At 33.1% G+C, this 22,213-nt stretch carries 18 protein-coding genes; 15 read left to right on the top strand and 3 right to left on the bottom strand.

Annotated elements, in window-relative coordinates:
- The first annotated feature begins 208 nt into the window (after positions 1-208).
- Positions 209-2,014, top strand: coding sequence for an asparagine synthase (glutamine-hydrolyzing) (gene asnB, locus F1003_RS01510; protein ID WP_155087435.1), 1,806 nt, complete (start codon positions 209-211; stop codon positions 2,012-2,014).
- An 18-nt stretch (positions 2,015-2,032) separates the two neighbouring features.
- Here asnB (F1003_RS01510) and F1003_RS01505 read toward each other — a convergent pair whose 3' ends face one another.
- Complete coding sequence (locus F1003_RS01505) at positions 2,033-3,364, bottom strand: right-handed parallel beta-helix repeat-containing protein (protein ID WP_155087434.1); 1,332 nt, start codon at positions 3,362-3,364, stop codon at positions 2,033-2,035.
- Positions 3,365-3,772: 408 nt separating this feature from the next.
- Between F1003_RS01505 and F1003_RS01500 the strand changes: the two genes are divergently transcribed.
- From F1003_RS01500 to F1003_RS01450, 11 genes are all read left to right on the top strand, one after another.
- Complete coding sequence (locus F1003_RS01500) at positions 3,773-5,320, top strand: lipopolysaccharide biosynthesis protein (RefSeq protein WP_155087433.1); 1,548 nt, start codon at positions 3,773-3,775, stop codon at positions 5,318-5,320.
- Between the two features lie 6 nt (positions 5,321-5,326).
- Positions 5,327-6,421: a glycosyltransferase family 4 protein gene (locus F1003_RS01495; protein WP_155087432.1), complete on the top strand. Its 1,095-nt coding sequence runs from the start codon at positions 5,327-5,329 to the stop codon at positions 6,419-6,421.
- Between the two features lie 35 nt (positions 6,422-6,456).
- Positions 6,457-7,575 carry an O-antigen ligase family protein gene (locus F1003_RS01490; protein WP_155087431.1) on the top strand — a complete coding sequence of 373 codons (1,119 nt, stop codon included), beginning with the start codon at positions 6,457-6,459 and terminating at the stop codon, positions 7,573-7,575.
- Positions 7,572-8,153 (top strand): serine O-acetyltransferase, encoded by a 582-nt coding sequence (locus tag F1003_RS01485; RefSeq protein WP_155087430.1) that lies wholly within the window; start codon positions 7,572-7,574, stop codon positions 8,151-8,153. The genes F1003_RS01490 and F1003_RS01485 overlap by 4 nt, the downstream gene beginning before the upstream one ends.
- A 9-nt stretch (positions 8,154-8,162) precedes the next feature.
- Positions 8,163-9,128, top strand: coding sequence for an ATP-grasp fold amidoligase family protein (locus F1003_RS01480; protein ID WP_155087429.1), 966 nt, complete (start codon positions 8,163-8,165; stop codon positions 9,126-9,128).
- 106 nt (positions 9,129-9,234) lie between these two features.
- The gene (locus F1003_RS01475) at positions 9,235-10,167 is read left to right on the top strand and encodes an ATP-grasp fold amidoligase family protein (RefSeq protein ID WP_155087428.1); all 933 of its coding nucleotides are present in this window, start codon (positions 9,235-9,237) and stop codon (positions 10,165-10,167) included.
- Positions 10,160-11,239 carry a glycosyltransferase gene (locus tag F1003_RS01470; protein ID WP_155087427.1) on the top strand — a complete coding sequence of 360 codons (1,080 nt, stop codon included), beginning with the start codon at positions 10,160-10,162 and terminating at the stop codon, positions 11,237-11,239. The genes F1003_RS01475 and F1003_RS01470 overlap by 8 nt, the downstream gene beginning before the upstream one ends.
- A gap of 243 nt (positions 11,240-11,482) precedes the next feature.
- Positions 11,483-12,634 carry a glycosyltransferase gene (locus F1003_RS01465; RefSeq protein ID WP_155087426.1) on the top strand — a complete coding sequence of 384 codons (1,152 nt, stop codon included), beginning with the start codon at positions 11,483-11,485 and terminating at the stop codon, positions 12,632-12,634.
- A gap of 12 nt (positions 12,635-12,646) precedes the next feature.
- Positions 12,647-14,551 (top strand): asparagine synthase (glutamine-hydrolyzing), encoded by a 1,905-nt coding sequence (gene asnB / locus F1003_RS01460; RefSeq protein ID WP_155087425.1) that lies wholly within the window; start codon positions 12,647-12,649, stop codon positions 14,549-14,551.
- A gap of 6 nt (positions 14,552-14,557) precedes the next feature.
- Positions 14,558-15,691, top strand: a complete 1,134-nt coding sequence (locus tag F1003_RS01455) for a glycosyltransferase family 4 protein (RefSeq protein ID WP_155087424.1) — start codon at positions 14,558-14,560, stop codon at positions 15,689-15,691.
- Between the two features lie 64 nt (positions 15,692-15,755).
- Entirely contained in the window at positions 15,756-16,379 is a 624-nt protein-coding gene (locus F1003_RS01450; RefSeq protein ID WP_368732349.1) for a sugar transferase, read from the top strand.
- Between the two features lie 9 nt (positions 16,380-16,388).
- On the opposite strand, the gene F1003_RS01445 is transcribed toward F1003_RS01450, so the two are convergent.
- Both F1003_RS01445 and F1003_RS01440 read right to left on the bottom strand, forming a co-directional pair.
- The gene (locus tag F1003_RS01445) at positions 16,389-17,045 is read right to left on the bottom strand and encodes an HAD family hydrolase (RefSeq protein WP_155087422.1); all 657 of its coding nucleotides are present in this window, start codon (positions 17,043-17,045) and stop codon (positions 16,389-16,391) included.
- Positions 17,029-18,000, bottom strand: a complete 972-nt coding sequence (locus tag F1003_RS01440) for an ATP-grasp domain-containing protein (RefSeq protein WP_155087421.1) — start codon at positions 17,998-18,000, stop codon at positions 17,029-17,031. The genes F1003_RS01445 and F1003_RS01440 overlap by 17 nt, the downstream gene beginning before the upstream one ends.
- 371 nt (positions 18,001-18,371) lie before the next feature.
- Between F1003_RS01440 and F1003_RS01435 the strand changes: the two genes are divergently transcribed.
- From F1003_RS01435 to F1003_RS01425, 3 genes are read left to right on the top strand one after another with little or no spacing between them, the layout of a single operon-like run.
- Positions 18,372-19,499: a DegT/DnrJ/EryC1/StrS family aminotransferase gene (locus tag F1003_RS01435; protein ID WP_155087420.1), complete on the top strand. Its 1,128-nt coding sequence runs from the start codon at positions 18,372-18,374 to the stop codon at positions 19,497-19,499.
- A complete protein-coding gene (locus F1003_RS01430; RefSeq protein WP_155087419.1) occupies positions 19,493-21,388 on the top strand; it encodes a polysaccharide biosynthesis protein in 1,896 nt (631 codons plus the stop codon). The genes F1003_RS01435 and F1003_RS01430 overlap by 7 nt, the downstream gene beginning before the upstream one ends.
- 33 nt (positions 21,389-21,421) lie before the next feature.
- Positions 21,422-22,198, top strand: a complete 777-nt coding sequence (locus F1003_RS01425) for a polysaccharide biosynthesis/export family protein (protein WP_155087418.1) — start codon at positions 21,422-21,424, stop codon at positions 22,196-22,198.
- Positions 22,199-22,213 lie beyond the last annotated feature (15 nt).

The following is a 22,213-nucleotide window of genomic DNA, read 5'->3' as shown; positions in this document are numbered from 1 at the left end:
ACCTTTTAGACGTTCAAAATTCAACTTTAACAACCTGAAGAAGATTATTACAAAAAAAGACAGAATCATACGAATTTGGACACAGAATATTAAATACATATAGAAGTTAATCGCACATCATACGTTTTCATAGCCATTTAAACGTTTTTTGAAAAAAACATATTGGTATTAAATGAAAATTGTTTTGTTTTACAAAAAACTAAACTACATGTGTGGTATATATTTAACCAATATTCCTTTTGAAGACAATGTCGTCAAAGAAAAGCTTGAATCAATTTCTTTTAGAGGTCCCGATTTTACTGGTATAGACAAAGTCGGTGATATTACTTTTGGTCACCTTCGTTTGGCTATATTGGATTTAGATACAAGATCTAATCAACCGATGTTTTATGAGGATCTTGCTCTTGTATTTAATGGTGAAATATATAACTATAAGGATATAAAAATTGAGCTTATAGAGTTAGGCTATGAGTTTAAAACAGAAAGTGATACCGAAGTCCTTTTAATTGGTTTTAAACATTGGGGAAAGTCTGTTTTAGATAAGACCAATGGTATGTTTGCTTTTAGTATATACAACTCTACTACCAATACGCTTTTTTCTGCCAGAGACCGAATGGGAGTTAAGCCCTTTTACTACTACTGGAATGGTAGTGAATTGGAAATATGCAGTCAGATACGTCCAATGTTAAAAGGAAAACAAATCAATGAAGAAGCCATATCCATGTTTTTGGATTGTATGTTCGTTCCAAGCCCGTATACTATAGCAAAAGACATTTACAAATTGCCTCCTGGCTGTTACATGGAGGTTAACTTTAATACCAATGAACTGAGGGTTGAAGAGTATTGGAATTTAAAACCGGTTAAGATCAAGGATATTCCTTATGAAGAGGCCAAAAAAGAATTGCACGAACTGTTGAAGGATGCCGTTAAAATTCGATTACAGTCCGATGTCCCTATTGGATCATTTCTCTCAGGTGGTATAGATTCTGCATTGGTTTCTAGTATTGCTTCAAAAGTATCGCCAACACAAATCAATACGTTTTCCATAGGTTTTAAAGATCCAAAATATGACGAAAGTAAAATCGCGGAGCAGTATGCTGAAATTATAAACTCTAATCATACGACTACGATTTGTAGTCCTGATGATATTTTAGAACTCATCCCAAAACTCACAGAAGTTTATGACGAGCCTTTCGCAGATAGTTCTGCCCTACCGTCCTTATTACTCAATAAAGTTACCAAGCAATATGTAACCGTTGCATTATCTGGTGATGGTGGTGATGAGAGTTTTATTGGCTATCCCTATTTTGATTCATTGGTGAGAAACAAAAAAATCATTGATATTCCTTATCCAATTAGAAAGTTTTTGTCAAATCCTACGTTGCTAAAGCTTTTTGGTATGAATTCGCATAGAGTTAGAAATGCCCTGAGCACTAAAACCAGAAACGATTTTATCGAAAACATTTTTTCGAGAAAAGGTTTGCTTCTAAAGAAAAAAAACCAAGATTACATGAAGCATTACCAAGGCTATAAAAAATGGTCTGATATATTTCTTCAAAAGGCAGCTGACCTTAATATAAAATTGTGGCTGGAAAATGACAGTAATGTTAAAGTGGATAGAGCGAGCATGGCCTATTCGGTTGAAGTGCGTAGTCCTTTCTTGGATTATAGAGTTGTGGAATATGCCAGAACGCTTCCGATGCACTTTAGATATGAAAAAGGCCGTCAGAAAAAAATACTAAGGGATTTGCTGAAAGAATACATTCCTGAAGAAGTTTTTAACCAACCCAAAAGAGGTTTCGCCGTACCAATTGGCAATTGGATGCGTAAGGAACTTAAAGATGAATTTCTTACCGCACTTAATGACGATTTCTTAAACAAGGTACCGAACCTTAATGTTGAAAAATTCAAAACGCTTTTAGACGAACACATGAGCGGTAAGGCAAAGCATACACCTAATATTTGGAAGCTTTTTGTACTGAGTAAATGGTATGATGAGTTTGGGTTTAACTAAGATTTAATTTAATGGTGATTAATCACCACCCTTTACCGTAAACTCAACATCAAAATTACTGTTCTTATTCGGGTCATATTTAATATATTCTATCAATTCCACAAGGTTCGGGCTTTTAACCGTAATATTTCCCGTAACATTTTTAACACCATTGAGCGTTCCCAAACTCGACCCTCTAATGGTGAAGAATGAAGATTTTGTATTAAAACTTACATAAACATCTTCAAAAGAAAAACCACCTAATGGACCTGAAGACTTATAATAATCCGGAACTTCCAAATAAATAACACTCATGCCATCTTTTTGCTGACAAATATTCTTGGCGCTAAGATTTTTAAATGACACTTGGTAGGCCTTGCTTGGTTTTCTAGAATAGATCAATCCCCATTTGCTGCTATCCACAACAATATCTTTAAAAGTGACTTTTCCCCTCACAGGATTAAACGCATTTGAGGACACAATAATTTCAGCGGCAGGATAACGGTTGGATTCATCGTGATTCATGCTCAAATAGCAGTCGGTGAAATTTATACTTACAGGCTTGGATTGACCCGTTAAATTGTCCAATCCCAAAACGATACCAGAATGATTATTGTTGGTAAAAGAACAATGGTCAAAGTTGACGTTGATAACAACATCCGTTTCTTTATCAGGCTCAATATCCAAACCAGCTTCTGGCAACGTACCCTTTGTTTTGGTGAATACTGAATTTTTCACCCAAACGTCCTTAGCACTGATAATACTAATACCTTGTCTTTTGTTATTGGTAGAGATAATGCTGTCAATCCTAATATTTTCAGAATATAGCTTGTCTTTATAACCATCTATATATATCCCATCTCCACCAGAGCTCGAAATGGTTAAATTACTTACAGAGATATTGCTACAACCCATAAAGCTTAGACCCATCCTCCACTCACCATCAACATATTCTTGTTTATTCATGGTAAGAAGAGCCCCATTGCCAATAATAGAAACGTTCTTACAGTCAACAAATTTTAATAAGCAGTCGCTTGTAGAGGTATAAGCTCCAGGCTTTGCTCTAAAGATTACATCTTTTTCAAAAATAATCGTCTTGTTTTCTAGGTTCCTTAATGTTAGTGGAGACACCAACCATTCACTATTTTGTTTATCAATTATTATGGTGTCATTAGTTCTTATTGCTTTGTAAAACGCAGGTTTATTATCGTCCGTGTTAAACCCAAAATCCGAAACTTTTACGGTTTGTCCAAAAGACATCAGTGAAGCTGAAATCAGGAACACAATCAACATTCCTTTGGATTGAAGGAATTTTTCCACAATCCGCAAAAATCGTGGTCTTACACCTAAGTTATATACTTTTAATCGCATGAATTGATTTTAGACGTAAAATAATGTTTTTCATCAAAAAAAGTGTTTCAGAAAGATTGTTTTTTTCATCTTTGCTTTAACCAAATTTACTAGACATATCGTTATTTATGAATTGTGGAATCAAAGTAACAATCTAATTATAAGTGATTTAAGTTTCAACCACAGTCTTATTTTAAGGTGCAGATTGTTCCTGAAAAAATGTTTTCAACCTATTTGTTTTTTACGAAATTCAACTCTCAAAAAAACAGAGCTATAACGACGGAAACAAAAACTAAAAGAATTCCCTTAATATTTTATACCGATATTTTCTAGAATTGAGTAACAATTAAGAAGGCACATAAGTTTTATTAGTTAAGTAAAATTTATATCCTTGTAGCTAGTAATGCTTTAATAGCGAAATGCTTGTAAATGTCTAGAGTAAGTAAATCTTTAAAAAACGCGAAAGTTGGTGTATTCTTCTTTATTGTATCGATATTCGTTCAGTTTTTCTCTAGAAAAATTTTCCTCGATAATCTTGGTGACGAATTTATTGGTTTAGAGACTACATTACGAAGTGTATTAGGGTTTCTCAATTTGGCAGAACTTGGTATAGGTACAGCAATAGGTTTTACACTTTACAAACCAATTTTTGATAAAAACCATAAGGAAATAAACAAAATTATCGCATTACTCGGTGTTTTGTATAAAAGAATAGGCTATATCATTATTGGTGTAGGCGTAATTACTTCACTGTTTTTTCCATTAATATTTAATGATACTTCATTTACATTAGTTTTAATCTATTTTGTTTTTTACACCCTCTTGTTCTCTACTCTACTGAGTTATTTTGCCAACTATCATCAAAGTTTATTGGGAGCCGATCAAAAAGGGTACATCATTCAAGGTTATGTACAAACCCTGATTATAGTTAGAGTCATACTACAAGCAATTGTGGCTATATATCTCAAGGAGTTTTATGTGTATATCGTATTAGAGTTGATTTTCAGCATTATTTATAGTGTTTTATTACGAAAGAAAGTAAAAAAGGAATATCCTTGGCTCATTATAAACTCTACTGAAAAAGCAGAGATTATTAAAGAGTATCCAGACATCATTAAAAAGATAAAGCAGGTATTTGTTCATAAAATGGGCTCGTTTGTAAAGAATGGTACCGACAATATCCTTATAGCTGTATTGGTGACTCTAGAGAGTGTGGCATTCTTTGGTAACTACCAACTGATTCTAACTAAATTGGGAGGCTTGGTAAAGATGGCTTTTGCTGGTACAGGCTCTGCTGTGGGCAACCTAATTGCCGAAGACAATCAACAAAATATTAAAAAGGTGTTTTGGGAACTCATGGCTATTCAGTTTTTTATAGCAGGCTTTTTTAGTATGATATTATACTTTACCATGGAACCATTTATATTGCTATGGTTAGGAGCAAAATATATTATGGCAAAAACCACGCTTCTGTTATTGATCGCTAACTTCTTTATATATCAAATCAGTTCTACAGTAGAGCGTTTTAAAAACGCCTACGGACTTTATCAAGATACTTGGGCTGCAGCTTCTGAAGCAATTTTAAATCTTGGAATTTCATTCGTTTGCGGAAGTATTTGGGGAATAGATGGTGTAATCACTGGTACTCTAGTGAGCCTTATATTGATGGTGGTGATCTGGAAACCATATTTTTTATACAAAAACGGATTCCATAAAAGTGTATGGCTATACTGGAAAGGTGTTTTACCGCTCGTTGTTATATTTTCCACATCTGCAATGTTGGTAAATTATATCATTAGTTATATGCCTTATGACAGGGAAGCTTCAAACTTTTTGGATTGGACACTTTATGCCACCAAAATAACAGCCATTGTATCGGTTATTTACGGAGGAACTCTCTTTGTTTTCAACAATGGTTTTAAAGTATTTGTTTACAGAATGAGGGACTTAGTCGCTAAAAAATTAATTCGAAAATAAAAGATATTGGCTCGTAAAAAGAAAATAGGGTTTGTAATCGGTAAACTTTCTTCAGGAGGTGCAGAACGTGTTATATCTACTTTGAGTAACGAACTCATTGAACGCTTCGATATTACCATTATCACATTTTCAAAAGCAACACCTTTTTATGCTTTAGATGACAGAATCAACGTTATACCTTGTCTTGAAAAAGCAGAGAAGCCAAAGTCAATGATAGACTCTCTAAAGTTGAATTATACTTTGGTAAATCGCATAGCCAAGATTTCAAAACAAGAGCAAATAGATATTCTAATTGGGTTTATAACATCAGCAAATATCCTAACCGTACTTGCGGCAAAACGTAATGGTATTCCTTCAATAATCAGTGAACGAAACAACCCCTTGGTTGAGGATGTTCCAAAGCTTTGGGAAATATTAAGACGTTATGTATACCCAATGGCAGATACATTGGTGCTTCAGACCAAAGGCATAAAAAAGCTATACGAGAAAAAAATTAAGGCACACAAAATTACTATATTGCCTAATCCAATTTCTTCAGAATTGTCTGAGTTGAGAAGGTCTAATACAAAACAGGAAAAAATAATTCTATCGGTAGGACGCTTGGATAAAAACAAATGTCATGATGAATTGATAACAGCTTTCCATACTCTAAAACCCGAAGGCTGGAAAGTAAAAATTATTGGTGATGGTAACAAAAAAGAAATGTTGACCAAACTCATCGAAAGCTATGATTTATCCGAGAAAATTGAAATCATATCAAAAGTTAAGAACATAGACAAGTATTATAATGAAGCCTCAATTTTTGTGTTCACATCAAAGACCGAAGGTTTCCCTAATGCCCTCATGGAGGCCATGCACTTTGGTTTACCGTGTATTTCGACGGATTGCAATTTTGGACCCTCAGATTTAATAAATGATGGAGAAAATGGTTATCTAATTCCAGTTAATGATCAAGAAGCATTAACAAATAAATTATCTGATTTGATTAGTGACGAAAATTTACAACATAAGTTTTCAGAAAATGCAAAGCAGACCACAGAACAATACAAGAGTGAAAATGTAGTCTCACAATGGGAAGCATTGATAAATTCGCATATTTAAATAAAAACTAATAAAGGAGCATATAGTTTGACGAGATGAAAATTATAAAGTACATAACCTTAGCACTTGTTTTGCTAAACCTTCCATCAATAGGGCTCTTTACCTATGGTGGTGGTGTAGGTGCAATGCTTAGTTATGCTACAATTTTTATGTTGGTGGTTTACTATGCTTTAGAAAAGAAAACAACACCAAACTGGTGGATTATCATTATCGCCTTATTGTATTTTATGATTGGTGCGTTGCAATATGAAGGTGCTCCTATGGCTTTTATTATGGAGCTTATTAAGTATTTCATTTTTGTTATTGGCGGATATGAATTGGCAAAGAATACCAGTACGTTAGAATTATTTGTATTCTTTCTTATAGGTGCATTAAGTATAGGTGTTGAAGCCATGTCCTTTACCAACGACTATGGTCGTTATGCCGGTTTTTACCTCAATGCAAACGTTGCCGGATTTATATGTATTTATGGATATTCAATAATTTACGGGCTTAAAAGCAGTACGCTAAAATTACTAGGTCAATTTGTATTTACCTTAATGGGATTGTTGACATTTTCAAGGACATTTATTGTTATTTGGGTATTGCTTAATCTTATCTCTCTTAAAGTAAGTATAAAGAATGTCAGGATATTCGGAATCGCCTTTTTAATTTTCTCAACACTTTTATTTATCGATCAGGTCGTAGGTCTTAACAATCCAAGATTTGAACAATTAAAGAGTCTTGTAAGTGATGACCAAAAAGTATCAAGTGAGGAAATAAGCGAAGATTCTAGAACAGAGACTTGGGCGCAATTTTATGACCAGATTTTTGAGGCACCAATAATTGGTAGTGGCTATGGTACATTTTCAGGTAAAATTAATTCTATGGGAGTTCATAACTCATACCTAATGATTATTGGCGAAGCAGGTATAATACCTTTTTTATTATTTTTAGTTTATATGGCTAGGCTCTTCTTTAAAAGTTTTATGCATTTTAAAAAAGCCCCTTATCTTATAATGATGACCATATCCTTAGCAGTATTTTTACTGGCAAATCATAACTTTTTCACTTTTTACTATATGACTTTTGCCGCGATGTGGATTCAATATCAGATATATAAAATAGATAATGAAGAGGAGGAATTGGAAGAGGAAAAATTAATAGAAGCATGATACGTTCTAAAAAAGACTATAACAAATATATCAGTCAAGACAAAAGAGCCCTTGGTATTAAGTCCAAAGGTTTTGGTAGTAAAATTATGACCTACCTCTCACCTAACTACATATGGCAGTTTCAAAAGACCATGCGTAAATTAGAGTATTATAACAATTGTAAGAACAGTGGTATTTATAAACTATATGTTGCGTATTTAAAGTATAAGTTTAAGAAAATATCCGTAAAACTTGGCTTCTCTATCCCTATTAATGTTTTTGGTCCAGGTTTATCTATTGTGCATTATGGAACTATAGTAATTAATAGAAACACAAAGGTAGGAAGCAATTGCAGAATACATGCTTGTGTTAATATTGGTGCTTCTGGTGGTGAGAAAGGTGCACCACAGATTGGAGATAATGTCTACATCGCACCTGGTGCTAAAATTTATGGAGATATAAAAATTGTAAATAACATTGCAATAGGTGCAAATGCAGTAGTCAACAAATCTTGTGAGCAAGAAAATGTTGCTCTCGCTGGAGTACCGGCAAAACCTATTGGTAGTGTTGATATAAAAAAAATAATAAAACACATTTAGCCCAAATCAATGAGTACTGATTTAAGAAAAAAAGGTTTCAGAAAGAAGGTATCGGATATTTACAAATCTGATCTTGGTTATTATGCGGTAAGACCAGTTTACAAGGTATACGAGTTTATTCTCAAAATGATACCTAGTGACGTCTTAGTAAAGAACAGTTTTAAAAAGCACATGGGTTACTCGTTGGATTTAAAAAACCCCAAAACCCTAAACGAAAAAATTAACTGGTTAAAGGTTTATAACAGAAAGGATATCCATACCATAATTGCAGATAAGTACAAAGTACGGGAATATATTAAAGAGAAAATTGGCGAAGAATATTTAATCCCATTACTCTTTCATACGAAAAACCCAGAAGATATTAGACCAGAAAACCTTCCAGATGTAGATCATATTATAAAATGCAATCACGATAGTTCTGGTGGTGTTGTGGTAAAGGATAAATCTACAATAGATTGGAAGAAAACCAGAAAACGCTTTAAAAGACTTTTAAAACAAAACCACTATTACGCTACTAGAGAATGGCAATATAAAAATATTGAACCAAGGATTGTGGTAGAAAAACTGTTGACAACCGAAGATGGAAACTTACCTGATGATTATAAAATTCACTGCTTTAATGGCAAAGTACAGTTTTTTGGGGTAGATGTAGATAGACACTTACCTACACGTGGCAGAAATCTATACGACACCAATTGGAATCTCTTACCTTGTAATTGGGGAAGACCAAATGGCAGGGATCTACCAAGACCAAAAAACTTAGAAGAAATGATTGCATTAGCAGAAAAATTAGCCAAGGACTTTATTTACCTGAGAGTCGATTTTTATTCCGTTAAGGGCAAAACCTATTTTGGTGAATTAACATTGCACCAATCCTCAGGTTTTAGAAAATTTTGGCAGCAAGAATGTGATGAAAAATTTGGACAAAAGCTCAACATAGAACATTTAATTAATAGTCGTTTAACCAAGAGTTAATATAGAGCGACCGTGAGAGCTAATAATTAATAAAACAGTAATGAAGGCTTAATATCTATGCAAACTATATTGTTGTATTTACGATACAAACAAAATAGTGGTAGATATGAAAAATTTAAGAGAAATGATTTCTGGCGTTTACAGAGAAACAGATTTGGGATATTTTATTTTAAACCCTTTTTATAAAATTTACGAAGAGGGATTAAAACTAGTACCAGATAGATTTATTATAGAAAGAAGCTTTAAGAAGCACATGGGATATTCAATTGATCTTGACAATCCACTAACACTAAATGAAAAAATCAATTGGCTTAAATTATATGAAAGAAAGGCGCTTCAAACAAAAGTAGCCGATAAATACAAAGTAAGGGATTACATTGAAAAAACCATCGGAAAACAATACTTAATCCCTTTATTATTCCATACAAAAGACCCTAAAGAGATAAGAAAAAAAAGTATGCCTGATACAGAGTTTATTATAAAAACAAATCATGATAGCTCTGGTGGCATAATAGTAAGGGATAAGTCTGAAGTTAAATGGAAAAAGATAAGAAAGAAGCTAAGGCGTTTAATGAAACAAAACTATTATTATTCTACACGAGAGTGGCAATATAAAAATATTGAACCAAGAATTATAGTAGAAAAATTATTGACTTATAATGATGGTAGCATACCAGATGACTATAAATTACATTGTTTTAATGGCAAAGTTGCTTTTACAATGGTAGATATTGGCAGACATTCAAATGAAAGATGCCGAAACCTATATGATAAAGATTGGAATTTATTACCGTGTAATTGGGGCAGACCAAATGGTAATGATATTGAAAAACCTGCGAACCTTGAAGAAATGATAATGCTTGCAGAAAAAATATCAAAAGATTTTACATATGTTCGTGTAGATTTTTATTCTGTTGAAGGAGCTACATATTTTGGTGAGCTAACATTTCATCATGCTTCCGGGTTTCAGAAATTTCTTCAAGAAGAATGGGATTACAGATTCGGACAACAGCTAAACATTCCCATAGTCCATGGATAATAAAATAAAAGTATTCTTTGTTTTACCAACACTTTTTGCAGGTGGTGCAGAACGCGTTATAACTTTTGTAGCAAAACACTTAGACAAAAAAAAGTTTGATGTCACTTTAGTTGTTATAGGTTTTGAAAAGGACACTAAATATGATGTTTCAGAAATATCAGTCATTTACTTAGAGAAGCCCAGAGTACTTTCAGGAGTTAAAGGAATTATAAGATTACTGGCAAAGCACAGACCTCAAGTAGTAGTAAGCTCTATTTCCCATCTAAATATAATAATGGGTTTAATTTCCAAGCTATTCCCTAAAATTAAATTCATAGGAAGGCATGCCACAATTACCAACGTTGCCAAGAAATATAAAAAACCCAGAAAGAAATCATTCATTTCATCATTTATTAAATTTGATCAAATTGGCATTAAAAGTCTCGACTATATTATCTGTCAATCCACCGACATGAAGGATGATTTCCTCAAAATTTACAACATAGACGAAAATCGGGTGAAAATTATTCACAATCCTGTTACCCAAGTCGATGTTTTAAAACAAAAAGGGAAGTCAATCAACAGCATTAAAAAGTTTATTACTGTTGGTAGAATGACCAAAGTAAAAGGCCAGGCTAGGCTTTTGGATGTACTTAGCAGGTTAACAATTCCATTTGAATTTACCATAATTGGTGATGGGAGAAATAAGGAAGACATCTTAAACAAAATTGAAGAGCTTCAGCTCAATGACAAAGTAACACATATTGAGCACTCTGACGATGTCTTTAGCCACCTCATAAAACACGATATGTTTCTACAAGGCTCTTATTCTGAAGGTTTCCCAAATGCTTTGCTAGAAAGTTGTACCGTTGGTGTTCCTGTTATTGCATTTAACGCTCCTGGTGGTACCAAGGAAATTGTAACCAATGGTGTTAATGGATATTTGGTTGAAACTGAAGATGAATTTTTAGAAAAGCTCCAAGAAACCAAGGACTGGGACCCAAAGGAAATCAGTAAGTATGTAAACAAAAAGTTTAACAAAGAAAAAATTATAGGAGATTTTGAGCAACTCTTTATAGATGCAACCACATAGCGCGATACAAAACCCTTATTACATCCTGAAAATTGTAGCTTTTTGGCTATTAATCACGAAAAATGCTCAACAAATCGAAGAAATGAAAATAAACTGCCATTAACTGTTATATTTGACCGAGAAACAAAGCGAATTGTTTTTTTAACATCAACAAGACAACCTACAAGATTTAAGAATTGTTGATTTAAATCATTAGTTAATAAGCAATTACATTTGTTTCAAAATAGGTAATTAGAATAAATAATGGCCCCAAAGACCAAAAAAAATATAGCCATACTTAGTATTACTCTAGGTAGCGGAGGTGCTGAGAAAGTAATAAGTCTTCTTCTAAAAGAATTGAGGAAGGACTACAATGTTACTTTGGTGCTTTTTCATAATACTATTCATTTTCCTATTCCAGATGGAGTAACTACCAAAATACTATCTGACAACCCACCAGACAGAGCATTTTATTTAAAATTCATAGATACTTTTAGATATATTATAAAATATTATCGTTTCGTAAAGCGTAATGAAATTGACATTTCCATATCATTTCTCGCGTTTCCGAATTTAATTAATGGAATTGTTTCTACCTTTAATAAAAAAGTAAAAACCATTATCAGCGAGAGAGGTTTTCCTTCCGATAATGTAACAAGTAAGTTGTCGTTTTACATTTCAAAATTATTCTACCCTGTTTTTTATAATAGATGTACTAAATTGTTTTCTAACTCAGTACACATCAACAATGATTTAAGAGATAATTTTCGTGTAAAAATACCAATGGAGGTTATTTATAACCCTATTGAACTGCCTGAACAAACCATTGACCCAAGCAGTCTCAATACAAAAACAGAAACATTAAAAGCAATTACCGCCGGCACACTGAATAAGCGAAAAAATCAGATAATGATTATTAGAGCCATTCAAAATTCTAGTTTAGACTATAACTTTACAATTTTAGGTGGTGGAGATTTACGAGATTATCTTTCGGAAGAAATCGTTAAAGCCAATCTCGAAAATAGTGTAAATCTAGTTGGTCGCGTAAAGAATGTCAACGAACATTTATTATCTAGTCAGTGTTTTGTGCTATGTTCATTTACAGAAGGATTTCCTAATGCGTTGTTAGAAGCTATGGCTATTGGGTTACCATGTATTTCTTCTAATTGCCTGTCTGGCCCTTTAGAGTTATTGAATGAAAACGAGGATATCTCAATTAATGATGGCGAATTTTATATTGGAAAATATGGGCTGCTCGTCAACAATGATGACCATATAGGTTTAAGCAAAGCCATGGATTATTTTCATCAAAACCCGCAAGAAAGAGAGAAATACAGTAAGCTTAGTTTAGAGCGCGCTACGCAATATAATTTAGAGAATATTTATTCTAAATTTAAAAGATTTATAGAAAGTTAATTAACCAAAGATATGTGTGGAATTAATGGCATTATAGCCAAGACCAACCGAGACAAGAATGAGTTAACTTCCATTCTTAATAATATGAATGATCTTATCATTCATAGAGGTCCTGATGAAGATGGTTTGTTTTCGGAAGAAAACAATAACTTCTCCGTTGGTATGGCAATGCGTAGACTGTCCATTATAGATTTATCCTCTGGGCAACAGCCTATTTTTACAGATGATAAGCAGATTGTAATTGTTTTTAATGGCGAAATCTACAACTATAGAGAAATAAGAGCCAGGCTCGAGGCTGAAGGAGTTACTTTCAACACTTCTAGTGATACTGAAGTGATTTTAAAAGCCTACGAAAAATATGGTGTTGAATCCTTCCAATGGCTAGATGGCATGTATGGCTTCAGCATTTATGATAAAAAAATTAACAAACTGTTTATTGCCAGAGATTTCTTTGGTGAAAAACCGTTGTATTACACACATACGGACAAGGAATTTATTTGGGCATCAGAATTAAAATCCATAATCAATACAATTGATTTTCAACCTAATATTTCAAAAAAAGGATTGAATCTCTATTTTAGGTTAACCTATATTCCTGCTCCACATACTATTTATGAAAATATTCACAAGTTAGAAGCCAATCATTATATCGAATACGATTTAGCATCGCACCAAACGAGTATTCACAAAATAAACTCAGAACCAAAGCCAAAAACATCTGACATATCATTTGAAGATGCCAAAGCAAAAACTAAAGACTTGGTTTATAATAGTGTAGACAGCAGATCTATTGCAGATGTAGGGTTAGGTACATTTTTGTCTGGTGGTGTGGATTCATCAATTATTTCATTATGCTTATCGCAAACCACAGAAAAAAAGATTGACACTTTCTCTATTGGCTTTAAGAAAGCATCTTATGATGAAACTGACAAGTCTAGAGTCGTTGCCAAAATGATTAATAGTAACCATCATGAGTTTATCATTGATGAAGACGACCTTAAAAATAATATCCACGAAATTTTAGTGAATTTTGATGAGCCATTTTCAGATACTGCAGCTTTACCCACACACCTACTCTCAGAAAAAACTAGAGAACACGTTACAGTAGCACTAACTGGTGATGGTGGTGACGAAGTATTTGGCGGTTACAACAAATACTATATAGGTAAAATGAACAAACGATACACAGGTGTTATGCCAAAAGGACTTCACAAAGTTGTATCAAAGTTAAGCAACAAATACCTTGTAGATAAAGATGATAAGCGTGGTAGAAATTTTAAAATCAACAAATTATTAAATGCTATTGATTATGAAGGTGATTTTTATTGGGATATAATTTCCTTAGCAAACACCAGTAATCTTTTAAAAGAAATTTTAAAGCCAGAGCATTTTGAGAGCAATCTTTTTCAAGAATATAAAGACGTTCTTGGGAAACAAATAATTGAGTCATTAACCGATTTTAGGTTGGTAGATAAAATTTTAAGCTTAGAAGGCGGCATGTTGGCTAAAGTAGACAGAACAAGTATGATGACTTCTTTAGAATGTAGAGCACCGTTCTTAAATAGAGAGATTTGGGAATTTACCAATACGTTGCCAGAAGGTTATTTAATGAAAGGGTGGAATAAAAAGTATATTCTAAAAGAAGCTTTCAGAGATCAGTTCCCTGATGAGTTTTTAGAAAAAGGCAAAAGTGGATTCGGTAGTCCAACGGGCGATTGGTTAAGACAAAGCTTAAGAAAGGAACTAGAGAGTTACATAGATCCTAATTTTCTTAAAGAACAAGGTCTTTTCAACGTAGAGGTAATAACCAACCTCGTAAAAGATCACTTAGAAAGTAAAAAAGATAGTACGTTTAGAGTTTGGTCTTTCTACTGTTTTCAAAAATGGTATAAATTTAATTTTCTTAAAAAAAGCTAATACATAATGGAGAAAAAAAGAATATTACTTATAGCTTCATTTGACGGATCACTCATTAGATTTAGAGGGGATTTCATCAAAAGCCTTGTAGATTACGGTTTTGAGGTGTTTGCTGCTGCTCCGAGCTTTGCAGAGAAAAACAGTGAACGCATTAAGGAGCTTGGCGCTACTCCAGTTCAGTTTAACTTACAGCGTACAGGTCTTAATCCCATAAAAGATTTTAAATCTATACGAGAATTAAAGTCCATCATAAAAGAAAATAAAATAGACTTAGTCTTTCCTTATACCGTTAAGCCCGTAATTTACGGCTCTATGGCTGCTAATATGTGTAATGTACCTGTAGTATCATTAATTACTGGTTTAGGGTATACGTTTACGGGCCTATCCTCTAAAGCCAGACTACTCCAACGTTTTAATGAAACATTGTATAAATTATCAATTAGAAAAAATAAATGCATCGTTTTTCAGAATACTGATGATCATCAACTTTTATTAGATAGAAATGTAATTTCAAAAAAGCAAAAAGCAGGTTTTGTTAGTGGCTCGGGCATTAACCTAGACAAATTTAGATTTAAGGAAAAAAGTCCTTCAGATAAAGTCAGCTTTCTATTTATAGCAAGACTTATAAAAGAAAAAGGAGTTGCGTTGTATATGGAAGCCGCAAAAGCTTTAAAGGCAAAATATCCTAAAGCAGAGTTTCACTTAATTGGCGCTCCAGAAATATCACCATCTGCAATTAGTGAAGAAGAACTTAAACAATTGCATAAAGAAGGCATAATTAGTTTTCATGGCAAACAACGAAATATTGAAGAGCACTTACATGAAAAAGATATTTTTGTATTACCAAGTTATTACAGAGAAGGACTGCCGAGAACTTCGTTAGAGGCTTGTGCATGTGGAAACCCTATAATTACTACTGACTCTGTAGGCTGTAGAGAATCTGTAAAAGAAGGTGTAAATGGATTTTTAATTGAACCACAAAATCTGGATGCACTTATAAAGCCAATGGAATATTTTATTACAAATCCCCACAAAATAAAGGAAATGGGTATTAACAGTAGAAAATATGCTGAAGAACGGTTTGACGTAAATATTATCAATAACGATTTAATAGCTATTATAAACGAGAGTTTAAATTAAACTGAATTGCGCCCCATATTAATTGAACTTACATAACAACAAAAATCCTACTAAGATGAAAAAAATATATAGACTTTTTATTAAGCGAATTGCAGATTTTATCGCTTGCCTCATCGGCCTTATATTAATATCACCGTTATTAATAACTCTAGTTGTAATCCTCGCTATTGTTAATAATGGAAAACCTTTCTTTTATCAGCCTAGAGCTGGTATAAATGGCAAACCTTTTACAATTATAAAATTGAAAACCATGACTGATGCTGTAGACAGTGAGGGAAATCTTTTGCCAGCCGTAGAGAGAGTAACAAAAATTGGTAATTTCTGCAGAAAATATTCATTAGATGAGATCCCTCAGTTGATTAATGTTATTAAAGGCGATATGAGTCTTATTGGCCCTAGACCGTTATTGATTTTATATTTAGATCTATATAATGAAGAGCAAGCAAAGAGGCAAGATGTTTTACCAGGCATAACCGGATGGGCACAAGTCAATGGTAGAAATGCTATAAGTTGGGAACAAAAGTTTGATTTTGATGTCTATTATGTTGAAAACCAGTCATTTTTACTTGACTTGAAGATTCTGTTCAAGACTATAGACAAAGTAATTAATCGTAAGGATATAAACAATTCTGATGAGGTAGATATGCCTAGGTTTACTGGAACCAAAAGTGAACCTTCCCAAGCATAAAAATTAGTTTCAAACTATATTGAGTTCTTTATAAGAATCGATAAGGAATTTTGGAAAAAACTCTTCTTTTAAATTTTCATCTACCTGACAATGAATGTTTAAACCATTATCCATTAAACCAATTGTTTTCCATCCCATTGCATTAGGGGAGACAAAATCCTTACTAATGTTATCTCCAATGTAGTAGTATATTCTAGCAGGCATGGCCTCTTCTACAACCTTAAAGTTTTGCTCATTTGGTTTTTCTGTTCCCAAGGCTTCAGATATAATAATTTCACTAAACAAGCCCTTAATCCCTAAAGCTTCAATCTTTGCCATTTGGGTTTTTACTCTACCATCTGTAATGATTGCGAGATTTCCTCCTTTACGCTTTATGTCCGTAAGGGTTTGGTATGCGTCGTCGAATAAGGAAATCTTAGGATTGTGATTACGGTAAGCTTCTATTAGATCCTTTACTTCAACTTTATAATTATTAGCCAGGTACTGAAAAATATTATCACCTTTTCTATACTTAGCAAACATGTTTCTATACAGGGATTTTCTGTTTGCAGGATCTAAGTCATTGGCAATAAACTTATACGCGGATTTTAAATATTCTATTTCGTTATATAGCGTATCATCTAAATCAAAAACTATAACTGTATGCTTATCAACCTTTATATCCATGGACTAAAACTTCATCATCATATCTAATCATTAATAAATCATTCTCCCAACTGTCAAACTTGTCTTCAATGGTTTTACCTAACAAATACTCTTCAATAATCCATTTTGGAAAATTAGCACCAGCTAAGTAAGACAGAGGATAACCACCTCCAAATCTTGGATTGATTTCTATCCCATAGATTTTATCATCATCCTCTTTATGGAGAAAAAACTGAGCAGTAATACAGCCCGTCGCTCCTTCAATATAATTCAATCTTTCTTTTATGTAACCCACAAGAGCATTATTCTTGGCAACAGCCTTGTAAACCTCGCCTTCCCTTACTTCTATCCTCTTTCTAGGCACAACACACTTTAAATTACTGTGCCTATCATAATATAAGTCGCAAGTAAACTCGTCATAAATATCATGATCCAGATATTCTAAAAACATGAGTTTTTCGTTAGAAAAATGCTCCGCTGTTAAATCCTCTTCGGTACTAATAATAAATGTATTTACACTTCTACTGCCATCAATTGGTTTTATAAAAAGTGGCAATTCGTAATTATCCTTTTCATATTCTCTAGCGATAGTGATACCGTTAGATTTAAAAAATTTATGAATAATTCTTTTATCCCTACATTTTTTTACAAACTCTGGTGAAGAAATGAGCACCTTTATACCTATGGCTTCAAACAGGTGATTTTTACTAGCAAGAAGAAGTAATTCTGTATCTATTGTAGGAATGATTAGCTTAATGCCATTCTCGTCACATAAATTCAATAAGAACTCAATATAGGAAGATTCGTCTAAAGCTGGCACTTCAAAATATTCATCCGCCACCTGACAGCCGGCTGACAGTAAAGGACTAACATCAGACGCATAAACTTTAGCTTCAGAAAAAAAACCTTTAAGTTCTTTTTGAAATGCCCTCACTAAAGATACTCGCCTACCAACTGAAGTAATTAAGATATTCATTCTATCGATTTATGGCAAAAAATAATACAATTCAAATATACTTTCATTTAGGATTTATTGAGAATAGCAGCTATGAATAACTTAAAAATTCGGTAAAGTTTATACTTACAATTGGTCCGATTTTTAACAAAAACTATAACTTACAAAAGCACAAAATAAATGTTTTAACCATAATTTAAGTCATTTATTTCAAAATAATTAAGTGAAGAATAGTAGCTTTATGTAACAACGTAAATATTTGCTTTTTATCGTCTTTATTTGGGGTGTGACACATTATTAACGCATATTTAAACCGATTTTAAATCGTGTCCCAAATCCCTCTAAGACATGAAATTGAGATAGTAATGCAAATTACTTAACAATTCTTGCTTATGAAACCTAAAATATGGTTGTCGTCACCTCACATGAGTGGTGCCGAACAGACTTACATAAAAGAAGCCTTTGACACTAATTGGGTTGCGCCTTTGGGTCCAAATGTAAATGGCTTTGAAAATGACTTACAATCTTATCTTAATGAAGATTGCCATGTTGCAGCATTAGCATCAGGCACATCTGCTTTACATTTAAGTCTCATTTTATTAGGAGTTTCTTCAGGAGATGAAGTAATCTGCCAAAGCAAAACGTTTTCGGCTTCAGCTAATCCTATAGCTTATCAAGGTGCAACACCAGTCTTTATTGACAGCGAAAGGGATACATGGAACATGTGCCCTGAACAATTAGAAATTGCCATTAAAGACAGAATGACTAAAGGAAAAAAGCCTAAAGCCATAATCCCTGTGCATTTGTATGGTATGCCTTATAAAGTTGAAGAAATACACAAAATAGCTAAAGAATATAATATTCCAGTAGTTGAAGATAGTGCAGAATCCCTAGGCAGTCAATATAAAGGTCAAAATTGTGGGACCTTTGGTGATTTATCAATTTTATCTTTTAACGGAAATAAAATTATTACTACTTCTGGTGGTGGTGCTTTGGTAACAAAAACAAAAGAGCAAAAACAAAAAGCAGTTTTCCTAGCGACTCAGGCCAGAGATAATGCACCGCATTACCAACATTCTCATATAGGTTATAATTACAGAATGTCAAATATTGTAGCTGGTATAGGCAGAGGTCAAATGACAATCTTAGATAGCCACGTGGCAAAACGTCGCTCTAATCACGAGTTATATCTTAATTCGTTTAAAGACAATAATAACATAACATTTTTACAAGAGCCAGAAGGTCATTTTTCTAACCGTTGGTTAACAGCTGTCTTATTAGATTCTAAAGAAACTAGAGAGGACTTAAGGCTTGCGCTTGAAAAAGAAAATATAGAGTCTAGACCATTATGGAAACCTATGCACCAACAACCTATTTTTAAAGATTCACCTAGCTATATAAATGGTGTTGCTGATGAATTATTTGATAGAGGGCTATGTTTACCAAGTGGCTCAAATCTTACTAATGAAGAATTGGATAGAGTAATTTCTGCCATAAATACGTATTTTGCAGTATGTTAGTTGATTTCTTACATAAAATCTCACAGCGATATGCCTCAAAATGGCTAGTGCTATTATTTGATGTGTCAATTGTTGTGGCAATGTTTTTCTTGGCATATGTAATACGGTACAACTTTCAGTTTGATTTTGATATACTATTGATTTTGCAACAGATACCTTATGTTGCTGTTGTTGCTGCCATTAGTTTAATAGCTGTGGGATCCCATAAAGGAGTAGTAAGGTTTACTGGCTTTAAAGATATTGTCAATGTTATTATAGGCGCCAATATATTGGCAACTATACTTATTTGCTTTACTTTTTTAAGTAGAAAATTTTTAGGGGATGACACTCTATTTAATATTTCTGGTTCAGTTATTTATATTCATTTATTGTTAAATATCCTGTTTTTAATTGGAGCCAAATTATTTATAAAATCTCTTTACAATCAAATAACTCAAGATTTTAAGACTATTTCAAACGTATTGATTTTTGGCGCTGGTAATTCAGGGATGCTTACCTATGACGCCATTCAGAATGATACCAAAAGCGGTTTGGAAGTTGTTGGTTTTATTGATGACGATGAGCGTAAAATAGGAAAGAAAATAAACCTTCTTAAGGTTCACAACATCAATGAGATTGACGAGAAGTTTATAAAAAAACATAAAGTTGAAGATGTAATTATCTCTATTCAAAATATTGATCCTACAAGGCTTTTACAAATAACCGGAAACTTATTTGCTTTAGGGCTTAAAGTAAAGATTGTTCCACCAGTACAGAGCTGGATAGATGGTGACTTAAGTGTTGGTCAGATAAAAGAGGTTAAAATTGAAGACTTGCTAGGTAGAGACCCTATCAATATTAAAAATCCAGATTTAGAAGAGCAGTACGACAATAAAGTTATATTGATTACTGGTGCTGCAGGATCAATAGGTAGTGAAATATGCAGAAAAATAAGCCTGTATAATTATAAAAAATTAATACTTGTTGACAATGCAGAATCTGCACTATATGATATTCAACAAGAGTTTAGACAACAAGGTCTTACAAATATTGATGCTATAGTTGCAGACGTAAGAAATAAATCTAGAATAGACCAAATATTTAACCAGTACAAACCAAAAATGGTGTTTCACGCAGCTGCCTACAAGCATGTTCCTCTTATGGAGAACAATCCATATGAAGCTGTAAGCGTTAATATTGGAGGTACAAAAAACGTAGCTGATATAGCAGTTAAACATAGTGTAGATAAGTTTGTTTTAATTTCTACAGATAAAGCTGTAAACCCTACTAACGTTATGGGTGCAACAAAGCGAATTGCTGAGCTTTATGTAACATGTCTTAAAGGTAAAGGACACACTAAGTTTATAACTACAAGATTTGGCAATGTGCTAGGTTCAAATGGCTCTGTTATACCTCTATTTAAAAAACAAATTGAAAAAGGCGGTCCATTAACTGTTACACATAAAGATATAACACGTTACTTTATGACCATACCAGAAGCTTGTCAATTGGTATTGGAAGCAGCCGCAATGGGTAATGGTGGCGAGATCTTTGTCTTTGATATGGGTGAACCAATAAAGATATTTAGCTTGGCCACAAATATGATTATCCTATCAGGGTTACGTTATCCTGAAGATATAGATATAAAAATCACAGGACTTAGACCTGGCGAAAAAATCTATGAGGAGCTTTTGGCCGATGGTGAAAACACAAAGAAAACTTATCATGAAAAAATAATGATTGCTAAGTCTAGACGTGTAGATATTGATGAGGTTGAAAAACAAATCAATAAGCTCACAACTATTAAGACTCTAACACAACCGTTGGAAATAGTATCATTGATAAAACATTTAATACCAGAATATATATCCAATAATTCAACTTATGAAGTATTGGACACAAAGAAATAAGCCAAATTATAAACTATACCTAAAAAACAAAAAATGAAAACTCGTAATCTTATTATTCCAATATTAGCCTTTTTAATGTTGTCCTCTTGTGGTTCACGCAAAAACATTATTTACTTTCAAGACGAGCCCTTAGAGGGAGATGTAACAATGTCCGAACCTAAGCAATTAATCTATAAGCCAGACGATATTTTAACTATTAACGTCGCTGCTTTAGACCCAGACACCGTAAGACCTTTTAATCTTTCATTAGTTTCTGGAGGAACCTCTGATATTGTTAATGCTAGAGGTGGGCTACAACAACAAACGTATCTTGTAGATTATGATGGCAATATTGAGTTTCCTGTATTGGGAACTTTAAAAATAGCAGGCTTAACAAGAACAGAGTTAACGGACATGTTAACCGAAAGAATAAGCGAATATGTAACTGACCCAATCGTAAATGTAAGATTGGCTAATTTTACCGTAACCATTTTAGGTGAAGTTAGGAATCCAGGCACGTTTACCATACAAGACGAAAGAATAACAATACTTGAAGCTCTAGGTTTGGCTGATGATTTAACAATTTTTGGCAAGCGTAAAAATGTGCTTTTAGTAAGAGAAGTTGATGGAAAAAAGAAATATGCTAAAATTGATCTTACTACAGTTAATGTAGTTAACTCACCTGTGTATTACCTTCAGCAAAACGATGTTATTTATGTAGAACCAAACAATGCAAAAATTCGTTCATCTACATATAACCAAAATAATTCAGTATTAATTTCTGCTATCGGTACACTTACTACCATTGTAGCAGTATTCTTAGTAAAATAACATATTACCTTTAAA

Source organism: Winogradskyella ouciana (assembly GCF_009709615.1).
GTDB lineage: Bacteria > Bacteroidota > Bacteroidia > Flavobacteriales > Flavobacteriaceae > Winogradskyella > Winogradskyella ouciana.
This window is presented reverse-complemented; position numbering and strand designations above follow the sequence as displayed.